Origin of the sequence: Enterobacter cloacae complex sp. AR_0002 (assembly GCF_001922365.1) — a bacterium.
GTDB classification, from domain to species: Bacteria; Pseudomonadota; Gammaproteobacteria; order Enterobacterales; family Enterobacteriaceae; genus Enterobacter; species Enterobacter hormaechei_C.
This window is the reverse complement of record NZ_CP018814.1, coordinates 2,079,476-2,099,325: the sequence shown is the minus strand read 5'-3', so window position 1 is coordinate 2,099,325 and position 19,850 is coordinate 2,079,476. Positions and strand designations below refer to the sequence as shown.

Genomic DNA, 19,850 nt, shown 5'->3' with positions numbered 1-19,850 from the left:
AACCTTCTGCTAAATTATCCAGGACTTATTGTTCGGATAAGGGAGATATGATGAAGCAGGCATTACGATTAGCTTTTGGTTTTTTAGTACTGTTGACGTCAGCAGTGCATGCCACAGTAAGCATCGACATTACCGACTGGAACGACTCAGCGCGTCCAATCGGTGTCGTTCCGTTCCAGTGGGCAGGCCCGGGCGCTGCGCCTGAAGATATTGGCGGCATTGTTGCAGCTGACCTGCGTAACAGCGGTAAATTTAACCCCCTGGATCGTTCTCGTCTGCCGCAGCAGCCGGGTACAGCTCAGGAAGTTCAACCTGCTGCATGGTCTGCACTGGGTATTGATGCCGTGGTTGTCGGACAGGTTACTCCTGCGCCAGACGGCGGCTATAACGTCGCTTATCAGCTGGTGGATACTGGCGGTGCGCCGGGTACCGTTCTGGCTCAAAACACGTATAAGGTGAACAAGCAGTGGCTGCGTTATGCAGGCCACACGGCGAGTGACGAAGTGTTTGAGAAGCTGACCGGTATTAAAGGTGCGTTCCGTACCCGTATCGCGTACGTAGTACAGACCAACGGCGGCCAGTTCCCTTATGAGCTGCGCGTCTCTGACTACGATGGTTACAACCAGTTCACCGTACACCGTTCACCACAGCCGCTGATGTCTCCGGCATGGTCTCCGGATGGCTCTAAGCTGGCGTACGTGACCTTCGAAAGCGGCCGTTCCGCGCTGGTTATCCAGACACTGTCTAACGGTGCTGTGCGTCAGGTTGCGTCATTCCCACGTCACAACGGTGCGCCTGCGTTCTCTCCGGATGGTACCAAACTGGCGTTTGCCCTGTCTAAAACCGGTAGCCTGAACCTGTACGTGATGGATATTGGTTCTGGTCAGATCCGTCAGGTCACGGATGGTCGTAGCAACAACACTGAGCCAACCTGGTTCCCGGACAGCCAGAATCTGGCATTTACGTCTGACCAGGCAGGTCGTCCACAAGTTTATAAAGTGAATATCAACGGCGGAGCAGCGCAGCGTATTACCTGGGAAGGTTCTCAGAACCAGGATGCTGACGTCAGTGCCGATGGTAAAACAATGGTAATGGTCAGTACTGCGGGTGGTCAGCAGCACATTGCCAAACAAGATCTGGTAACGGGGGGCGTACAAGTACTGTCGTCAACGTTCCTGGATGAAACGCCAAGTCTGGCACCTAACGGCACCATGGTAATCTACAGCTCTTCTCAGGGGATGGGATCCGTGCTGAATCTGGTTTCTACAGATGGGCGTTTCAAAGCGCGTCTTCCGGCAACTGATGGACAGGTAAAATCACCTGCCTGGTCGCCGTATCTGTAATAATAATTAATTGATTACTAAAGGAATCTTAGAAATGCAACTGAACAAAGTGCTGAAGGGGCTGATGATCGCTCTGCCTGTTATGGCAATCGCAGCGTGTTCTTCTAACAAGAACGCAAGCAATGACCAGAGCGGCGAAGGCATGATGGGTGCCGGCACCGGTATGGACGCTAACGGCAATGGCAATATGTCTTCTGAAGAGCAAGCGCGTCTTCAGATGCAGCAGTTACAGCAGAACAACATCGTTTACTTCGATCTGGATAAATACGACATTCGTTCTGACTTCGCTGCAATGCTGGATGCGCACGCAAACTTCCTGCGTAGCAACCCGTCTTACAAAGTCACCGTAGAAGGTCATGCGGACGAACGTGGTACTCCGGAGTACAACATCTCCCTGGGTGAACGTCGTGCAAACGCTGTTAAAATGTACCTCCAGGGTAAAGGCGTTTCTGCTGACCAGATCTCCATCGTTTCTTACGGTAAAGAAAAACCAGCAGTACTGGGTCACGACGAAGCGGCTTACTCCAAAAACCGTCGTGCCGTACTCGTTTACTAAGAGAATTGCATGAGCAGTAACTTCAGACATCATCTGATGAGTCTGTCGTTACTGGTTGGAATAGCGGCCCCCTGGGCCGCTTTTGCTCAGGCACCAATCAGTAGTGTCGGCTCAGGCTCGGTAGAAGATCGAGTCACTCAACTCGAGCGTATTTCTAACGCTCACAGCCAGCTTTTAACTCAACTCCAGCAGCAGCTTTCCGATAACCAGAATGATATTGATTCCCTTCGTGGTCAGATCCAGGAGAGTCAGTATCAGCTTAATCAGGTTGTGGAGCGCCAGAAGCAAATTTTGTTGCAGATGGATAGCCTGAACAGCGGCGGAGCAGCAGCACAGCCAGCAGCAGGCGATCAAAGCGGTGCGGCGACGCCTGCACCTGCGGCAGATGCCTCCGCGTCGTCTGGTGCGCCTGTACAGAGCGGTGACGCGAATACGGACTACAACGCGGCCATTGCCCTGGTGCAGGACAAATCGCGCCAGGACGATGCTATCGTTGCGTTTCAGAACTTCGTTAAGAAGTACCCTGATTCCACTTACCAGCCAAATGCGAACTACTGGCTGGGTCAGTTGAATTACAACAAGGGTAAAAAGGATGATGCGGCGTTTTATTTTGCCTCTGTGGTGAAAAATTACCCGAAATCACCGAAAGCGCCTGATGCGATGTATAAAGTCGGCGTGATCATGCAGGACAAAGGCGACACTGCAAAAGCCAAAGCGGTTTATCAGCAGGTGGTTGCGAAATTCCCGGGTACAGACGGCGCCAAACAGGCACAAAAACGTTTGAGTTCGATGGGTTGATTATCGCATGACCAGAAATCGCGTTATTTCTGGTCGTGCAGCATGATTCCTAAGCAGTTAAGTGATCTTCATCGAAATTTTTGTTGCGCAGAATTCTTAAATCAGTAATATATGCCGCCGTTGCCACGGGATATCAAACAACGTGAAAGCAGCGCAAAAGTGGGTCGTTAGCTCAGTTGGTAGAGCAGTTGACTTTTAATCAATTGGTCGCAGGTTCGAATCCTGCACGACCCACCACTTAAAGCAGTTCCGGCAGTACAGAGTGGGTGATTAGCTCAGTTGGTAGAGCATCTCCTTTACACGGAGGGGGTCGGCGGTTCGAGCCCGTCATCACCCACCACTCGGGTCGTTAGCTCAGTTGGTAGAGCAGTTGACTTTTAATCAATTGGTCGCAGGTTCGAATCCTGCACGACCCACCAATTTTATTGGTTCCGAGTGATAATTCAGGCAACACCCGAATGGGTCGTTAGCTCAGTTGGTAGAGCAGTTGACTTTTAATCAATTGGTCGCAGGTTCGAATCCTGCACGACCCACCAGCCTGAATAGATTTGAAGTACATCCCGTAAGGGGTCGTTAGCTCAGTTGGTAGAGCAGTTGACTTTTAATCAATTGGTCGCAGGTTCGAATCCTGCACGACCCACCAATGTAAAAAGGCGCTCTAAAGGCGCCTTTTTGCTATCTGTCGTTCCCCAGTGCTTTGTAGGTCGGGTAAGGCGAAGCCGCCACCCGACAAATGCTGCCGGCACCAATTCCCGATGACATTCCACATAATATTCGCTATCTTGTTTAGTATATAAAACACCATTGCCGTCATTTTTGCTATCTACCGCAAAACAAAGGCAATATTGTTAAGCCAGTAAAACGAGAAGCCATAATGAGTGTGATGTTTGATCCCGAAACCGCAATCTATCCCTTCCCGCCGAAGCCAGCGCCGCTAAGCCGGGATGAGAAGCAGTTCTATCGTGAGAAAATTAAGCGCCTTCTTAAAGAGCGTGATGCGGTGATGGTGGCGCATTACTACACTGACCCGGAAATTCAGCAGCTGGCAGAGGAGACGGGCGGCTGTATCTCAGACTCGCTGGAGATGGCGCGTTTCGGCGCTAAACATCCTGCCTCCACGCTGCTGGTTGCAGGTGTGCGCTTCATGGGCGAAACGGCAAAAATTCTCAGCCCGGAAAAAACCATACTGATGCCGACGCTGAATGCCGAATGCTCCCTTGACCTCGGTTGCCCGATTGATGAGTTCACCGCCTTCTGTGATGCCCACCCTGACCGTACCGTGGTGGTCTATGCCAACACGTCTGCGGCGGTGAAAGCCCGGGCGGACTGGGTAGTGACGTCCAGTATCGCCGTTGAGCTGATTGAACATCTGGACAGCCTGGGGGAGAAAATCATCTGGGCGCCCGATCGTCACCTGGGAAACTACGTACAAAAACAGACCGGTGCGGATGTGCTGTGCTGGCAGGGGGCCTGTATCGTCCACGATGAGTTCAAGACCCAGGCGCTGACCCGGATGAAAGGCTTATACCCGCAGGCCGCGATACTGGTGCACCCGGAATCTCCGCAGTCGATCGTCGACATGGCGGACGCCGTCGGCTCAACCAGCCAGTTAATTAACGCGGCAAAAACGCTGCCACACAAGCAGCTCATCGTGGCGACCGATCGCGGTATCTTCTACAAAATGCAACAGGCCGTGCCGGAAAAAGAGCTGCTTGAAGCGCCAACCGCCGGAGAAGGGGCGAGCTGCCGAAGCTGCGCGCATTGCCCGTGGATGGCGATGAATGGGCTCAAAGCGATTTCGGAGGCGCTTGAGAACGGTGGCGCAGCGCATGAGATCCACGTGGATGCCGCTCTGCGTGAAGGCGCGTTAATTCCACTTAACCGTATGCTGGATTTTGCGGCTACACTACGTACTTAACTTATTACGCCCCGGAGAAAAAATGGATTTTTTTAGCACACAGAACATCCTGGTTCATATCCCGATTGGTGCGGGCGGCTATGACCTGTCGTGGATTGAAGCGGTGGGTACGCTGGCCGGTTTACTCTGTATCTGGCTGGCCAGCCTTGAGAAGATCAGCAACTATGCGTTCGGGCTGATAAACGTCACGCTGTTTGCGATCATCTTCTTCCAGATCCAGCTCTACGCCAGCCTGCTTCTACAGCTGTTCTTCTTCGCGGCCAATATCTATGGCTGGTACGCCTGGTCTCGGCAAAACAGCCAGCAGGAGGCGGAGTTGCAAATCCGCTGGCTGCCGTTGCCTAAAGCCATCGCCTGGTTCGCGGCCTGCGTGGTGGCTATCGGCTTTATGACCGTCTTTATTGATCCGGTATTTGCCTTCCTGACGCGCGTGGCGGTCTCGGTGATGTCGGGACTGGGATTGAACGTGACGATGCCTGAGCTTCAGCCGGATGCCTTCCCGTTCTGGGATTCCTGCATGATGGTGCTGTCGATTGCCGCAATGATCCTGATGACCCGTAAATACGTTGAGAACTGGCTGTTGTGGGTGGTGATTAACGTGATTAGCGTGGTGATTTTTGCCCTTCAGGGCGTTTATGCCATGTCGCTGGAGTATATGCTCCTGACCTTCATTGCTCTCAACGGCAGCCGCATGTGGATTAACAGCGCGCGTGAGCGTGGCTCTCGCGCGCTTTCCCGTTAATGATGATGTGCGTGTGAGTGGCCGGACTGCGCCTCGTTAAGGTGGCAGTCTGGCCCGCTGCAAGGCTGGTACTCCATCTGGATAGTGGAGTGCGCAATCTCATAGTGATGCTCGAGGAAATGCTGAATACGTTCAAGCAGCGCGTCGTGATCGTGGGGTGGAACAACCTGAACGTGCAGCGTCATAAGAGGTTTCTCACCCACCAGCCAGACGTGAACGTGATGGACGTTACGAACCTCAGGAATGGAGCGACTCAGGTTGCGCTTCAGTTCGCCAATATCCAGTGATGTGGGCGCGCCTTCCAGCAGCTCATTGACGCTCTCTTTTAACAGCCGCCAGGCGCTGCGCAATACCAGGCACGATACCAGCACGGAAAGAATCGGGTCGATGGGGGTCCAGCCCGTACCCATAATGATCAGCGCGGCCACAATCGCACCAACAGAACCCAGCAAATCACCGAGCACGTGCAGCGCTGCGGCCCGCACGTTCAGATTTTTTTCGCTGCTGCCGCGATGTAATATCCAGAACGCCAGAATATTGGCAACCAGGCCGGCAATGGCAATCATCATCATCGTTGTGCCAGCTACCGGTTGAGGATGCCGAAAGCGCTGAAAAGCCTCCCAGACGATGAGTATGGTAATCACCACTAAGGCAATCGCATTCACAAAGGCGGCAAGCGTGGTCAGCCTGAGCCAGCCAAAGGTGTGGCGGGCATTGGGAGGTCGACGGGCAAACTGCACGGCCAGCAGCGCGAAGAGCAGCGCCGCGGCATCGGTAAGCATGTGTCCTGCATCGGCCAGCAGCGCCAGCGATCCGGATATTAGTCCGCCTGTGACCTCAATAATCATAAAGGTGGCAGTGACGCCAAAAGCCAGCAAAAGCCGTTTGGCATTTTCATCGCCAGTGGAGTGGGAATGGGAGTGGGAGTGCGCCATGGTATCGTTCCTGATTTATTATTATTTTTAGTGTAGCGTTTTTAAGAGCTTAAATAAAAAAGGAGAGCATTCGCTCTCCCTGTTTTACCTTATGGAAGGTTACTGGGTAGTACCGTCCGTTTTGGTATTGGCATCGCTGCCCACTTTGTCATTCGGGTCCGGGCATTTCCCGTCTTTACAGACTGAGTTTTTATGCACCTCGTCGGTAGTCATACCCTCATGGTTCATCGTGCCTGTGTTCGTCCCGCCAGTATTGGTATTGCCCGTGTTGATATTACTGTTATCAACATTGTTTGGCGCGATATTCTGTTTTGCATCCGGCGCAACCTGGCCTGCTTCGGCAGCGGCATTCGCGTCGCCGTTGCTGCCGGATGAGCCTGCATCAGCAGCCAGTACGCTACCGCTTGCCAGGGTAAGGGTTGCCGTCAGGAAAAGCGTAGTCAGTTTCGTCATTTTCATCATGGTGCTCCTGTTCTTATCGTTACGCTGGATAACATTCTCCAACAGTGCATCTTGTTCAGTGGCGAAAGATTCCGGACTCCTGAATTATGTCAGGATGGAATCGCGTATAAATATTTAAAAACAGTCGTTACAAGTAAAAAGCTTAGGCCAGATCTCATTTTTCGCTATTTTGTTGCGTATTTTAGGCGAATTCTAGGAATTATCTGCGCGAAGTGTAAAAGCCCGTTTACACTTCGTGGCCGACAAGTTAGATTGAAAGGATTGCTTTCATTACTAAAGATATGGCAGAGCCGGAAAGAAGATGAATTATCAGAACGACGATTTACGCATTAAAGAGATCAATGAGTTATTACCTCCCGTAGCGCTCCTTGAAAAATTCCCCGCCACCGAAAATGCCGCCAACACGGTGTCTCATGCCCGCAAGGCGATCCACAAGATCCTGAAAGGTAGCGACGATCGTCTTCTGGTAGTGATCGGGCCATGCTCCATTCACGATCCTGCTGCGGCCAAAGAGTATGCGTCGCGTCTGCTCGCCCTGCGTGAAGAGCTGAAAGGCGAACTGGAAATCGTGATGCGCGTTTATTTCGAAAAACCGCGTACCACCGTGGGCTGGAAAGGGTTAATCAACGATCCGCATATGGACAACAGTTTCCAGATTAACGACGGCCTGCGCATTGCGCGTAAGCTGCTGCTGGAGATCAACGACAGCGGGCTGCCTGCTGCCGGAGAATTCCTCGATATGATCACCCCGCAGTATCTGGCTGACCTGATGAGCTGGGGCGCTATTGGTGCGCGTACGACTGAATCTCAGGTTCACCGCGAGCTGGCGTCTGGCCTGTCATGCCCGGTGGGTTTCAAAAATGGCACTGATGGCACCATCAAGGTCGCCATTGACGCCATTAATGCGGCGGGCGCGCCGCACTGCTTCCTGTCGGTGACCAAGTGGGGCCACTCGGCTATCGTGAATACCAGCGGTAATGGCGATTGCCATATCATACTGCGCGGCGGTAAAGAGCCTAACTATAGCGCTAAACACGTAGCGGAGGTAAAAGCAGGGCTGGAGAAAGCAGGTCTGGCACCGCAGGTGATGATCGATTTCAGCCATGCCAACTCCAGCAAACAGTTCAAAAAGCAGATGGAAGTCGGCGCAGATGTGTGTCAGCAAATCGCCAGCGGTGAACGCGCAGTGATTGGGGTGATGATTGAGAGCCATCTGGTTGAAGGCAACCAGAACCTGGAGGGCAGCGAGCCGCTGGTCTACGGTAAGAGCGTGACGGATGCCTGCATTGGCTGGGACGATACCGATGCGATCCTTCGTCAGCTGGCGGATGCGGTTAAAGCGCGTCGCGGCTAAGTATGTCGCGGGTAATAAAAAAGCGTGGATTTCTCCACGCTTTTTTTATGTCCGGCAAATATTACTTCGCTTTACCCTGGTTCGCCACGGCTGCCGCTTTTGCAGCGATTTCGTCGGCGTTACCCAGGTAGTAATGTTTAACTGGCTTGAAGTTTTCGTCGAACTCGTACACCAGCGGCACGCCGGTAGGGATGTTCAGCTCGAGGATTTCATCTTCACCCATGTTGTCCAGGTATTTCACCAGCGCACGCAGGGAGTTACCGTGAGCAGCGATAATGACGCGCTCGCCGCTTTTCAGGCGTGGCAGAATGGTTTCGTTCCAGTAAGGCACAACGCGGTCGATGGTCAGCGCCAGGCTTTCGGTCTGCGGCAGTTCAGCCTCAGTCAGCTTCGCGTAACGCGGATCGTGGCCCGGGTAGCGCTCGTCATCTTTGCTCAGCTCTGGAGGCGTAACCGCAAAACCACGACGCCACTGCTTAACCTGCTCGTCACCGTATTTTTCTGCGGTTTCCGCTTTGTTCAGACCTTGCAGCGCACCGTAGTGACGCTCGTTCAGTTTCCAGGATTTCTCAACCGGCAGCCAGGCCTGATCCAGCTCGTCCAGAATGTTCCACAGGGTATGGATGGCACGTTTCAGCACAGAGGTGTAAGCAAAGTCAAAGGTGAAGCCTTCTTCTTTCAGCAGTTTACCTGCCGCTTTTGCTTCGCTCACGCCTTTCTCGGACAGATCAACGTCATACCAACCGGTGAAGCGGTTTTCGTTGTTCCACTGGCTTTCGCCGTGGCGCACCAGGACAAGCTTAGTATTAGCCATTTCTTACTCCTCAAGCATTTTGAATGATAACAATTCTCATTATATTGCCGTGACTGTGCCAGCAGCAACGCTTAACCCTAACCATAGCGAAAATAGTTCGAGAGTGTAAGATGCATGTGAATCCAGGGTTATGATTTTGTCTGCGATCGCCGCTATTTTCAGCAAGGCGGAGATAAAAAAGCCCTTGCGGTGAGGGCCAGGCTTTTTTGCCGGATGGCGCTTCGCTTATCAGGCCTACATTTGTAGGCCCGTGCGCCGCCGGACATTAAGCGCGCGGAATGAAATGATACTCGGTGACGCTTACGTACTCTTCACCCGGACGTAGCACGCAGTCCGGCTGCGGCCATTCAGGATGGTTAGGACTGTCTGGCAGGAACTCGCTCTCCAGCGCCAGGCCTTGCCAGGCGCCGTAGGCGTCATGTTCGCGCGCCGTGGTACCCTCCAGATAGTTACCGGAATAGAACTGTAGGGCGGGGGCGGTGGTGTAGACCGTCATCTGTAACTTCTCATCAGCAGACCAGACCTGTGCGGCAGGTTGAGAAAGATCGCCTTTCGCCTGCAACAGGAAAGCATGGTCGTAGCCTTTCACCTTGCGCTGATCGTCATCACTCAGGAAATCCTGGGCGATGGTTTTCGGCTGACGAAAATCAAAGCTATTACCGCTTACCGGTTTCAGCCCCTGATAAGGGATACCCATCTCATCGACCGGCAGATACTCGTCCGACAGGATCTGGAGTTTGTGGCTGCGGACATCGGTCTGATTACCGTCAAGGTTGAAATAGGCGTGGTTAGTCAGGTTGACCGGGCACGGCTTATCGACGGTCGCGCGGTACTCAATGGCGATGCGATTATCTTCGGTCAGGGTGAAGCGCGCCGTTGCGGTGAGATTGCCCGGGAAGCCCTGGTCTCCATCGAGGGAGTCCAGAGAGAACCAGACCTCAGCGTCATTTTGCTGCACAATCTTCCAGCGACGTTTATCAAACCCTTCCGGGCCGCCGTGCAGCTGATTTTCGCCCTGGCTGGCAAGCAGGGAATACGTTACGCCGTCCAGCGTAAACCGGCTTCTGGCGATGCGGTTAGCGTAGCGGCCTATGGATGCGCCCAGAAAAGCGGTCTGCTCGATATACTGCTCCGGCGATGCGCAGCCGAGCAGGGTTTCGCGCACGCTGCCGTCAGGCATCGGTACGCGGGCAGAAAGTAACGTTGCGCCCCAGTCCATCAGCGTAACCACCATCCCGGCGCTGTTGCGCAGGGTTAACAGGCGATACGGCAGACCATCCGGTGCGAGTGTAGGTATTTCGTTTAGCACTGTCCGGCTCCTTGTGATGCTTTACAGACGTAGAAAGTTTCTTTGATGCCCGTTTTGGCTTCGTACTGCTTAGCCACGGCGTCCTGGACGGCAGGGACCAGCTCTTCCGGCACGAGGGCGACGACGCACCCGCCAAATCCGCCGCCGGTCATACGCACGCCGCCTTTGTCGCCAATCGTGGCTTTCACAATTTCAACCAGGGTGTCGATTTGCGGCACGGTGATTTCGAAATCGTCACGCATGGAGGCATGCGATTCGGCCATCAGCTCGCCCATCCGTTTCAGGTCACCTTTCGCCAGCGCGGAGGCGGCTTCTACGGTACGGGCATTTTCGGTCAGTATATGGCGCACGCGCTTCGTGACAACCGGGTCCAGCTCGTGGGCGACCTTGTTAAATTCATCAAGTGAGACATCACGCAGGGCTGGCTGCAGGAAGAAGCGCGCGCCGGTTTCGCACTGTTCGCGACGGGTGTTGTACTCGCTGCCCACCAGGGTGCGTTTGAAGTTGCTGTTGATGATCACCACAGCCGCACCTTTAGGCAGCGGAACCGCTTTGGTCCCGAGGGAGCGACAGTCAATCAGCAAAGCGTGTTCTTTCTTGCCCAGCGCGGAAATCAGCTGATCCATAATGCCGCAGTTGCAGCCCACGAACTGGTTTTCCGCTTCCTGACCGTTCAGGGCGATCTGCGCCCCGTCCAGCGGCAGATGATAAAGCTGCTGGAACACGGTGCCGACCGCCACTTCCAGAGATGCGGAAGAGCTTAATCCCGCCCCCTGCGGCACGTTGCCGCTGATCACCAGATCGGCCCCGCCGAAATTCTTGTTACGCTTTTGCAGGTGCTTCACCACGCCGCGAACATAGTTCGACCACTGCTGGCTGTCGTGGGTCACGATCGGCGCATCGAGGGAAAATTCGTCAATTTCGTTGCCGTAATCCGCGGCGATTACTCGCACATGACGATCGTCGCGTTTCGCACAGCTGATCACCGTCTGGTAGTCGATGGCACACGGCAGGACAAAACCGTCGTTATAGTCGGTGTGCTCGCCGATCAGATTAACGCGGCCTGGCGCCTGGATAACATGGGTGGCAGGGTAGCCAAATTTTTCAGCAAACAGGGATTGTGTTTTATCTTTCAGACTCATTTTTAGACTCCTGATTCGCGGTAATGGACGTCGCTAACGGCACGCAGACGTTCTGCCGCCTGTTCCGCCGTCAGGTCGCGCTGGGTTTCCGCCAGCATTTCATAGCCCACCATGAATTTACGTACCGTTGCTGAGCGCAGCAGCGGCGGGTAGAAGTGTGCATGTAACTGCCAGTGTTGATTCTCTTCGCCGTTAAACGGCGCGCCGTGCCAGCCCATGGAGTAGGGGAAGGAGCACTGGAAGAGGTTGTCGTAGCGGCTGGTCAGTTTTTTCAGCGCCAGCGCCAGGTCGTCACGCTGGGCGTCGCTGAGTTCGGTAATGCGCTGAACATGGGCTTTCGGCAGCAGCAGCGTCTCAAATGGCCACGCCGCCCAGTAAGGGACTACCGCAAGCCAGTGTTCGGTTTCCACCACGGTACGGCTGCCATCCGCCAGCTCACGCTGGGTGTAATCCACCAGCATAGGCGAACCGTTCTGGGTGAAATACGCTTTTTGCAGTCGGTCCTCACGCTCGGCTTCGTTCGGCAGGAAGCTGTTCGCCCAGATCTGACCGTGCGGATGTGGGTTGGAGCAGCCCATCGCCGCGCCTTTATTTTCAAACACCTGCACCCACGGATAGCTCTGGCCCAGCTCCGCGGTTTGCACCTGCCAGGTGCTGACCACCTCTTTCAGGGCATCCACGCTCAGCTCCGGCAACGTTTTGCTGTGATCGGGCGAGAAGCAGATCACGCGGCTGGTGCCGCGGGCGCTTTCGCAGCGCATCAGCGGGTCATGGCTTTCCGGCGCGTCCGGCGTATCGGTCATCAGCGCGGCAAAGTCGTTAGTAAACACGAAGGTGCCTTTGTAGTCCGGGTTTTTATCGCCCGTCACGCGGGTATTGCCCGGGCAGAGGAAACAGTCCGGATCATGCTGCGGCAGCGTCTGTTTGGCAGGCGTCTCTTGCGCCCCCTGCCAGGGGCGCTTGGCGCGATGCGGTGAAACTAAAATCCATTGCCCGCTGAGCGGGTTAAAACGACGATGCGGGTGATCGACGGGATTGAATTGCGTCATGACAAATCCTTAGTCCGGATAGCCCTGCGGATGGCGTGATTGCCAGTGCCAGGTATCCTGTGCCATTTCATCGAGCGTGCGGGTGACACGCCAGTTGAGCTCTTTATCCGCTTTGGTGGCATCGGCCCAGTAAGCCGGGAGGTCGCCATCACGGCGGGGAGCGAAGTGATACTTCACCGGCTTGCCGCAGGCTTTACTGAAAGCATTCACCACATCCAGCACGCTGCTGCCAATCCCGGCGCCGAGGTTGTAAATATGCACGCCCGGTTTGTCCGCCAGTTGCTGCATCGCCGCCACGTGGCCGTCGGCCAGATCCATGACGTGAATGTAATCGCGCACGCCGGTGCCATCTTCGGTGGGATAATCGTTACCAAAAATCGCCAGGGAATCGCGACGCCCTACGGCAACCTGCGCGATATACGGCATCAGGTTGTTAGGAATGCCCTGCGGATCTTCGCCCATATCACCTGAAGGATGCGCGCCGACCGGGTTGAAGTAGCGCAGCAACGCGATGCTCCACTCAGGCTGGGCTTTTTGCAGGTCGGTCAGGATCTGCTCTACCATCAGCTTGCTTTTGCCATACGGGCTTTGCGGCGTACCGGTCGGGAAGCTTTCAACGTAAGGAATTTTTGGCTGATCGCCGTAGACGGTTGCGGAAGAGCTGAAGATAAAGTTTTTAACGTTGGCCGCACGCATGGCGGAGATCAGACGCAGGGTACCGTTGACGTTGTTGTCATAGTACTCAAGCGGTTTTGCCACCGATTCGCCAACCGCTTTCAGGCCCGCGAAGTGGATAACGGTTTCAATCGCGTGATCGTGAAGGATTTCAGTCATCAATGCTTCATTGCGGATATCGCCTTCAACGAAAGTCGGCTGTTTACCCGAAAGGCGTTCAATGACCGGCAGCACGCTGCGCTTACTGTTGCACAGGTTATCAAGAATGACAACATCGTGGCCGCTTTGCAGCAGTTGCACACAGGTATGACTTCCTATGTAACCGCTACCACCTGTTACCAGAACTCGCATATTTCGCTCCATTAGGCTTATGGTATGAATTAACCATAGCATATCAGAGACGCGAAAAGTGTGACATGGGATAAAATAGTGGTATCGTTTACACTGGTTTTCACACGCGCTTTTTCTCAGACTGAGTGCATTGTAGATCAAAGAGATAGAGATGTATTGTTGCAGGTTGTCTGAAAAGCGGAGGGCAGCGCCCTCCGAGCGTTAATCGATTTTGCTCAGCAGGTAGCGGTATTGCTCGCCGTCAGGCACAAATTCCAGCCGATGGGTGATGCAGGACGGGGCATCTTCAGCATGGTGGGACACAAACAGCAGCTGGGTTTCACCTTCGCTAATCAGGACATCCACAAAGCGGCGGATCAGCTGACGGTTGAGCGGATCCAGCCCCTGCAACGGTTCATCCAGAATCAGCAGCGTAGGGTGCTTGACCAGCGCGCGGACGATCAATGCCAGCCGCTGCTGCCCCCACGACAGGCTGTGGAAGGGTGCATCGGCGACCCGGTTATCCATACCCAGAATATCCAGCCACTGCTGCGCCAGCTTGTGCTGCTTGTCGGATACCGCCTGATAAATACCAATGGAGTCGAAGAAGCCAGAGAGGATCACGTTTCGCACCGTGGTGCTCACCCGGTAGTCCAGATGCAGGCTGCTGCTGACATAGCCGATGTGCTTTTTGATATCCCAGATGGTTTCCCCGCTGCCGCGGCGACGGCCGAACAGGGTGAGATCGTTGCTGTATCCCTGCGGGTGATCCCCGGTGATCAGGCTCAGCAGCGTGGATTTACCCGCCCCGTTGGGGCCGACGATCTGCCAGTGCTCACCAGGATTAACCGTCCAGCTGAGGTGATTAAGAATAGGGCGATCGTCGTAAGCAACCACCCCATCGCGCAGCACAATGCGCGGCTGGTCAGGATCCAGCCCGTGGCGCGCCGAAGGCGCATCCGGCTCCGGCAGGGCAATACCGTCCAGTTTCTCGCTGTGGGCCAGCTGTGCAATGAGCGCCTGACGGAGCAGGACGGCCTTCTCGCCGATTTCGGTCAGGCTACAGTCCGCCAGCACGCCTGCATAATGTACGAAATCCGGGATCTCATCAAAGCGGTTAAGAACCAGCACAAGCGTGTATCCCTGCTGGTTAAGCGACGCCAGCAACGCTGCCAGCTGTGCGCGGGACTGCACATCCAGTCCGTCAAACGGTTCATCCAGGATCAAGAGTTCCGGCTCGCTCATCAGCGCCTGGCACAGCAGCGTTTTGCGCGTCTCGCCGGTAGAAAGATATTTGAAACGGCGGTTAAGCAGGGCGGTAATGCCAAATTGCTCCGCCAGCTGCTGACAGCGGGCAGGATCTTTTATCTCATCCTGGATAATTTCCGCCGTCGTGCGGCCGGTATCTTCTTCGCCGGGGCTGAGCAAATCGGTATTGTTACGCTGCCACTCATCGCTGACCAGCTTTTGCAGCTGTTCGAAGGAAAGGCGCGTCAGCCGGGTAAAGGTGCACCGACGTTCACCCTTCAGTTGGGTTATTTCGCCAGCCAAAGCGCGGGCCAGCGCGGATTTTCCGCTGCCATTAGAGCCCACAAACGCCCAGCTTTCTCCGGCGCGAAGGGTTAACTCTGGCAGCGATAAGGTACGGGTATCGCTAAGACGAAACGTGCCTTGCGAAATATGCAATGATGACATGTGTTATCCCATTTTTTGCAGCAACAGATGTCAGGGATACTCAGTGTAAGCAGGGTTGTCAATGCGCTTAGCACAATGTGGCGATAATTACCCTGTCTGCATTGAAATATGCGGTCACCACAGCACCTTCGTCTAATTCGGTCGCGTCGTTCACCGGAACGGTGGCGCAGAGCAACTGTCCATCCGGCAGGGTCATCAGCACTTCACACTGTTCTGTGCCGCGCTCGATGTGGCTGATGCGTCCCCGCAGCTGGTTGTCGGCCTCTGCGGCCTGCTCAGGGTTAAGCGTGATGCTGATCCAGGGGGCTTTGAGTAATACCAGCACCTCCTGACCTTCGTTCAGCCCAAGGCGTTGACCACTTTGCGCGGTGATGGCGGCTTTCAGGCGCGTCGTGCCGTCCGCGAGCAGGATCTCAATATGCTCCTGCACCTGCGAATGATCGCGCCCCGTCACCGTACCAAACCACTGGTTACGGGCGCTGGTCTGCAAAGAGAAACGGGAGATGGCGCCCAGCAGGCTGTCCAGCGGCAGGTTGTCGTCATCGCTCAGCACATCAAATGCTTTTTGCTGGATCTGCGCCAGTAAATCGTAGAGCTGGATCAGACGTTGCCCGTAACGCGTCAACACGGCGCCGCCGCCGCCTTTCCCGCCGGTGGCGCGCTCAACCAGCGTGTGTTCACTCAGGGTGTTCATGTCGTTAATCGCATCCCAGGCACTTTTATAGCTGATGCCGGCGTTTTTTGCTCCCTGGCTAATCGAGCCAGTTTGTTCTATTTGTTTTAACAGGGCGATACGTCGCGGATCGGCGAAAAGCTTCTGCTGAAGTCGTAGGGTGAGGAGAATTTCGGCCTGCATAACAGTGTCCCGGCAAAAAGGCTATTGTGACCCAAATGCCCGGGGGCGGAAAGCGCACCGCACAAAAGGGGATGTTTTTCTTACTTTTCAGGGTAGAATAAGCCGTTCACAAGATCTGGAGAAAACCATGTTAGAGTTGTTGAAAAGTCTGGTATTCGCGGTAATCATGGTGCCAGTAGTGATGGCTATCATCCTCGGTGCCATCTACGGCCTGGGTGAAGTGTTCAACGTCTTTTCGAACATTGGTCATCGTCGTGACCAGCCTAAAAAGCAGCAATGATTTCCTCCAAAACGCCCGGCCAGCCCGGGCGTTTTGCTCTCAAGTTTATTTCTCTCCCGCCGATATCTTTTACAACGTTCCTTGAGTTTACGCATTAATGGGTACGATTTAGCGCTAGGAACGCCTGCGATATATCGTTATATTTATTTGTATATAACGATACGCACAGGAGCTTCAAATGGCACGTTCATGGGTACGCCTTTTCGCAGGGGCAACGCTGACTCTCTCACTCACCGGCCACGCGCTGGCGGATGAAGGAAAAATCACGGTCTTTGCGGCGGCGTCGCTGACTAACGCGATGCAGGATATTGCTGCGGTATACAAAAAAGAGAAAAACGTCGAGGTGGTCTCGTCGTTTGCCTCCTCGTCCACGCTGGCCCGCCAGATTGAAGCGGGGGCGCCCGCGGATCTGTTCATCTCTGCCGATCAGAAATGGATGGATTACGCGGTGGAGAAAAAATCTGTTGATACGGCTACCCGCGAAACGCTGCTGGGAAATAGCCTGGTGGTGGTTGCACCCGCAAACAGCAAGCAGGGCGACATCGCCATCAACAAACAGACGGACTGGACCCGTCTGCTCAACGGTGGTCGTCTGGCGGTGGGCGATCCGGAGCATGTTCCTGCCGGGATTTATGCGAAAGAAGCGCTGCAAAAACTTGGCGCATGGGAAACCTTATCGCCGAAGCTGGCTCCCGCAGAAGATGTGCGTGGCGCGCTGGCGCTGGTGGAGCGTAACGAAGCGCCACTCGGGATCGTTTACGGCTCCGATGCCGTCGCCAGTAAAGGTGTGAAGGTGGTGGGCACCTTCCCGGAAGACTCGCATAAGAAAGTGGAATATCCTGTTGCGATAGTTGATGGACATAAAAATGCGAGCGTGACGGCCTTCGTTGACTACCTGAAGGGGCCTGAATCGTCCGCTATCTTTAAACGTTACGGATTTACGACTCACGAATGATATTGACCGAACCTGAATGGCAGGCCGTGCTGCTGAGCCTGAAAGTCTCTTCCCTGGCGGTTGCGCTGAGTTTGCCCTTTGGGGTGTTCTTTGCCTGGTTACTGGTTCGCGTGAAGTTTCCAGGCAAAGCCCTGCTCGACAGTGTTCTCCATCTTCCGCTTGTCTTACCGCCTGTGGTGGTCGGCTATCTGCTGCTGATCTCCATGGGGCGACGCGGTTTTATCGGCGAATGGCTGTACGACTGGTTCGGACTGACCTTTGCTTTCAGCTGGCGCGGCGCGGTTCTGGCCGCGGCAGTAATGTCCTTCCCGCTGATGGTGCGCGCTATCCGCCTGGCGCTGGAAGGGGTGGATATCCGGTTAGAACAGGCCGCCCGCACGCTGGGCGCAGGCCGCTGGCGGGTATTCCTGACCATTACGCTTCCGCTCACGTTACCGGGCATTATCGTCGGTACGGTGTTAGCCTTCGCCCGTTCGTTGGGTGAGTTTGGCGCGACCATCACCTTTGTGTCCAACATTCCCGGCGAGACGCGGACCATCCCGTCGGCCATGTATACCCTGATTCAGACCCCGGGTGGCGAAGGTGCGGCGGCCCGGCTGTGTATTATTTCGATTGTACTCGCCCTGGTCTCGCTGCTGGTGTCTGAATGGCTGGCGCGCCTCAGCCGTGAACGGATGGGGAAATCGTGATGCTGGAACTCAACTTTACGCAAACCCTGGGCAGTCACACCCTGACGCTGAACGAAACGCTGCCTGCCAGCGGTATCACCGCCATTTTTGGCGTGTCCGGGGCGGGGAAAACGTCGCTGATTAATGCGATTAGCGGCCTGACGCGTCCCCAGTCTGGCCGTATTGTGTTAAATAACCGCGTCTTGAATGACGCGGAGAAGAAGGTCTGCCTGTCACCGGACAAACGCCGTATCGGCTATGTGTTTCAGGATGCGCGCCTGTTTCCGCACTACAGCGTTCGCGGGAACCTGCGTTACGGCATGGCAAAAAGCATGGCCGGACAGTTCGATAAGCTGGTGGCGCTGCTGGGCATCGAACCGCTGCTGGATCGTCTGCCGTCGTCGCTGTCGGGTGGTGAAAAACAGCGTGTGGCGATTGGCCGCGCCCTGTTAACCGCGCCGGAACTGCTGCTGCTGGATGAGCCGCTGGCCTCGCTGGATATTCCGCGCAAGCGCGAGCTGCTGCCGTATCTGCAACGTCTGGCGCGGGAAATCAACGTGCCCATGCTCTACGTCAGCCATTCGCTGGATGAGATTTTACATCTGGCCGACAAAGTGCTGGTGCTGGAAGCGGGCAGGGTGAAGGCATTCGGCAATCTGGAGGAGGTGTGGGGCAGCAGCGTTATGCATCCATGGCTGCCAAAGGAGCAGCAGAGCAGCATTCTGAAGGTGAGCGTGCTGGAGCACCATCCGCACTACGCGATGACCGCGCTGGCGCTGGGCGATCAGCATTTGTGGGTGAATAAAATCGATACGCCGATTCAGTCCACGTTACGGATCCGCATTCAGGCGTCGGATGTCTCATTGGTCCTGCAACCGCCGCTGCAAACCAGTATCCGCAATATTTTGCGCGCAAAAGTGGCGCAGTGTTTTGATGATAACGGCCAGGTGGAAGTGCAGCTGGAAGTGGGCAGCAGAACGCTGTGGGCGCGCATCAGCCCGTGGGCCAGGGATGAGCTGGGTATCAAGCCTGGCCTGTGGCTTTACGCGCAAATCAAGAGCGTTTCCATAACCGCCTGATCACAGCAGGTGGGTATAGATATACTGCGCGATGCTGTCGGTGGTGTTATCACCAATCACCACGTCAGCGCGCGCTTTCACCGCGTCATCGGCATTACCCATCGCCACGCCCGTTCCGGACGCTTCCAGCATGCTGATGTCGTTATAGTTATCGCCGAAGGCAATTACGTCCTGCATTGATCCGCCCTGCGATTCAACGAACTGAGTCAGACGCCTTCCTTTGCTGTTGCCTTTGCGGGCGATATCCACCTGATCGTGCCAGGACCATTCACATTCCAGACCCAGCGTATGCTCGACATGTTTTGCGAAGGTATTCAGTTTGGCGGTGTCTTCATCGGTCAGGGCAAATTTCCAGATTGCTTCGACGTCTTCCGCCGCCTGGCGCAGGGAGGAAACCTGAGTAAACACCGGACGCTGCGCTTCCGGCAGAGACAGGGCCCAGTTGCTGGTGCGGATCACATGGCCGGTAGGGCGTTCATACACCATGGCGTTATCCACATACATCAGGCCGTGAATGGCGTGCTCATCCAGTAAATCAATCAATTGCAGCGCCTGCGTAACGGGAAGCGGATCGGAGGCTAAAACCTTTTTTGCCTGATAATCATACAAATAGGTGCCATTACAACAAATTGCAGGTGTATCTAAGCCCAGTGCCTGATAAAAAGGATGAATGGCTACGTGATGTCGGCCCGTTACGATGAGAAGTTGATACCCCGCTTCCTGGGCTCGCTTGAGGGCCTCAAGAGAAGAGGGGAGCAGGGTTTTCTGAGGGGTAAGCAGTGTTCCGTCTAAATCCAGGGCAATCACTCGCGAGGTCATTTTTTCTTCCGGGTTAATGTTGAATTTAAGGTCTGTCGGGATGGTACACCGAGAGCGGAACCCTGCAAAAT

At 54.9% G+C, this 19,850-nt stretch carries 20 protein-coding genes and 5 tRNA genes; 15 read left to right on the top strand and 10 right to left on the bottom strand.

Going from position 1 to position 19,850, the window contains the following annotated elements:
* Positions 1-50: 50 nt before the first annotated feature.
* From tolB to pnuC, 10 genes are all read left to right on the top strand, one after another.
* The gene (tolB, locus tag AM329_RS10365) at positions 51-1,343 is read left to right on the top strand and encodes a Tol-Pal system beta propeller repeat protein TolB (protein WP_017384962.1); all 1,293 of its coding nucleotides are present in this window, start codon (positions 51-53) and stop codon (positions 1,341-1,343) included.
* 34 nt (positions 1,344-1,377) lie between these two features.
* The gene (pal, locus tag AM329_RS10360; protein ID WP_003858578.1) at positions 1,378-1,899 is read left to right on the top strand and encodes a peptidoglycan-associated lipoprotein Pal; all 522 of its coding nucleotides are present in this window, start codon (positions 1,378-1,380) and stop codon (positions 1,897-1,899) included.
* Positions 1,900-1,908: 9 nt separating this feature from the next.
* Positions 1,909-2,697 carry a cell division protein CpoB gene (gene cpoB / locus AM329_RS10355; RefSeq protein WP_003858574.1) on the top strand — a complete coding sequence of 263 codons (789 nt, stop codon included), beginning with the start codon at positions 1,909-1,911 and terminating at the stop codon, positions 2,695-2,697.
* A gap of 161 nt (positions 2,698-2,858) precedes the next feature.
* Positions 2,859-2,934: transfer RNA gene (locus AM329_RS10350), tRNA-Lys, on the top strand.
* Positions 2,935-2,961: 27 nt separating this feature from the next.
* Positions 2,962-3,037 (top strand) — tRNA-Val (locus AM329_RS10345).
* Between the two features lie 3 nt (positions 3,038-3,040).
* A tRNA-Lys gene (locus AM329_RS10340) sits at positions 3,041-3,116 on the top strand.
* A 41-nt stretch (positions 3,117-3,157) separates the two neighbouring features.
* Positions 3,158-3,233: transfer RNA gene (locus AM329_RS10335), tRNA-Lys, on the top strand.
* A gap of 31 nt (positions 3,234-3,264) precedes the next feature.
* A tRNA-Lys gene (locus tag AM329_RS10330) sits at positions 3,265-3,340 on the top strand.
* A gap of 231 nt (positions 3,341-3,571) precedes the next feature.
* On the top strand, positions 3,572-4,615 hold the full coding sequence (gene nadA / locus AM329_RS10325) for a quinolinate synthase NadA (protein ID WP_003858573.1): 1,044 nt from the start codon (positions 3,572-3,574) through the stop codon (positions 4,613-4,615).
* Between the two features lie 22 nt (positions 4,616-4,637).
* The gene (gene pnuC / locus AM329_RS10320) at positions 4,638-5,357 is read left to right on the top strand and encodes a nicotinamide riboside transporter PnuC (protein ID WP_023315654.1); all 720 of its coding nucleotides are present in this window, start codon (positions 4,638-4,640) and stop codon (positions 5,355-5,357) included.
* Here the strand turns inward: pnuC and zitB are convergent.
* Positions 5,354-6,292, bottom strand: coding sequence for a CDF family zinc transporter ZitB (gene zitB, locus AM329_RS10315; RefSeq protein WP_032608882.1), 939 nt, complete (start codon positions 6,290-6,292; stop codon positions 5,354-5,356). The genes pnuC and zitB overlap by 4 nt on opposite strands.
* A 99-nt stretch (positions 6,293-6,391) precedes the next feature.
* Positions 6,392-6,751: a protein YbgS gene (locus AM329_RS10310; RefSeq protein WP_003858566.1), complete on the bottom strand. Its 360-nt coding sequence runs from the start codon at positions 6,749-6,751 to the stop codon at positions 6,392-6,394.
* A gap of 304 nt (positions 6,752-7,055) precedes the next feature.
* Between AM329_RS10310 and aroG the strand changes: the two genes are divergently transcribed.
* A complete protein-coding gene (gene aroG / locus AM329_RS10305) occupies positions 7,056-8,108 on the top strand; it encodes a 3-deoxy-7-phosphoheptulonate synthase AroG (RefSeq protein ID WP_003858564.1) in 1,053 nt (350 codons plus the stop codon).
* 61 nt (positions 8,109-8,169) lie between these two features.
* Here aroG and gpmA read toward each other — a convergent pair whose 3' ends face one another.
* From gpmA to modE, 7 genes are all read right to left on the bottom strand, one after another.
* A complete protein-coding gene (gpmA, locus tag AM329_RS10300; RefSeq protein WP_003858562.1) occupies positions 8,170-8,922 on the bottom strand; it encodes a 2,3-diphosphoglycerate-dependent phosphoglycerate mutase in 753 nt (250 codons plus the stop codon).
* Between the two features lie 265 nt (positions 8,923-9,187).
* Entirely contained in the window at positions 9,188-10,231 is a 1,044-nt protein-coding gene (gene galM / locus AM329_RS10295) for a galactose-1-epimerase (protein WP_022650626.1), read from the bottom strand.
* Entirely contained in the window at positions 10,225-11,373 is a 1,149-nt protein-coding gene (gene galK / locus AM329_RS10290; RefSeq protein ID WP_032608883.1) for a galactokinase, read from the bottom strand. The genes galM and galK overlap by 7 nt, the downstream gene beginning before the upstream one ends.
* A gap of 2 nt (positions 11,374-11,375) precedes the next feature.
* Positions 11,376-12,422, bottom strand: a complete 1,047-nt coding sequence (gene galT, locus AM329_RS10285; RefSeq protein ID WP_022650627.1) for a galactose-1-phosphate uridylyltransferase — start codon at positions 12,420-12,422, stop codon at positions 11,376-11,378.
* 9 nt (positions 12,423-12,431) lie between these two features.
* A complete protein-coding gene (gene galE / locus AM329_RS10280; protein WP_003858554.1) occupies positions 12,432-13,448 on the bottom strand; it encodes a UDP-glucose 4-epimerase GalE in 1,017 nt (338 codons plus the stop codon).
* Positions 13,449-13,649: 201 nt separating this feature from the next.
* On the bottom strand, positions 13,650-15,122 hold the full coding sequence (gene modF, locus AM329_RS10275) for a molybdate ABC transporter ATP-binding protein ModF (protein ID WP_032608884.1): 1,473 nt from the start codon (positions 15,120-15,122) through the stop codon (positions 13,650-13,652).
* 67 nt (positions 15,123-15,189) lie between these two features.
* Positions 15,190-15,978 (bottom strand): molybdenum-dependent transcriptional regulator, encoded by a 789-nt coding sequence (gene modE / locus AM329_RS10270; RefSeq protein ID WP_032608886.1) that lies wholly within the window; start codon positions 15,976-15,978, stop codon positions 15,190-15,192.
* 127 nt (positions 15,979-16,105) lie between these two features.
* Between modE and AM329_RS10265 the strand changes: the two genes are divergently transcribed.
* The 4 genes from AM329_RS10265 (at position 16,106) to modC (ending at position 18,960) form a co-directional block, all read left to right on the top strand.
* Positions 16,106-16,258 (top strand): AcrZ family multidrug efflux pump-associated protein, encoded by a 153-nt coding sequence (locus AM329_RS10265; protein ID WP_003858549.1) that lies wholly within the window; start codon positions 16,106-16,108, stop codon positions 16,256-16,258.
* A 178-nt stretch (positions 16,259-16,436) separates the two neighbouring features.
* Positions 16,437-17,213, top strand: a complete 777-nt coding sequence (gene modA / locus AM329_RS10260) for a molybdate ABC transporter substrate-binding protein (protein WP_032608887.1) — start codon at positions 16,437-16,439, stop codon at positions 17,211-17,213.
* Complete coding sequence (gene modB / locus AM329_RS10255; RefSeq protein WP_003858545.1) at positions 17,210-17,902, top strand: molybdate ABC transporter permease subunit; 693 nt, start codon at positions 17,210-17,212, stop codon at positions 17,900-17,902. The genes modA and modB overlap by 4 nt, the downstream gene beginning before the upstream one ends.
* A complete protein-coding gene (gene modC, locus AM329_RS10250) occupies positions 17,902-18,960 on the top strand; it encodes a molybdenum ABC transporter ATP-binding protein ModC (RefSeq protein ID WP_023303318.1) in 1,059 nt (352 codons plus the stop codon). Before modB ends, modC begins: the two co-directional genes overlap by 1 nt.
* On the opposite strand, the gene AM329_RS10245 is transcribed toward modC, so the two are convergent.
* Positions 18,961-19,779 (bottom strand): pyridoxal phosphatase, encoded by an 819-nt coding sequence (locus tag AM329_RS10245; protein WP_003858539.1) that lies wholly within the window; start codon positions 19,777-19,779, stop codon positions 18,961-18,963.
* Positions 19,780-19,850: the final 71 nt, after the last annotated feature.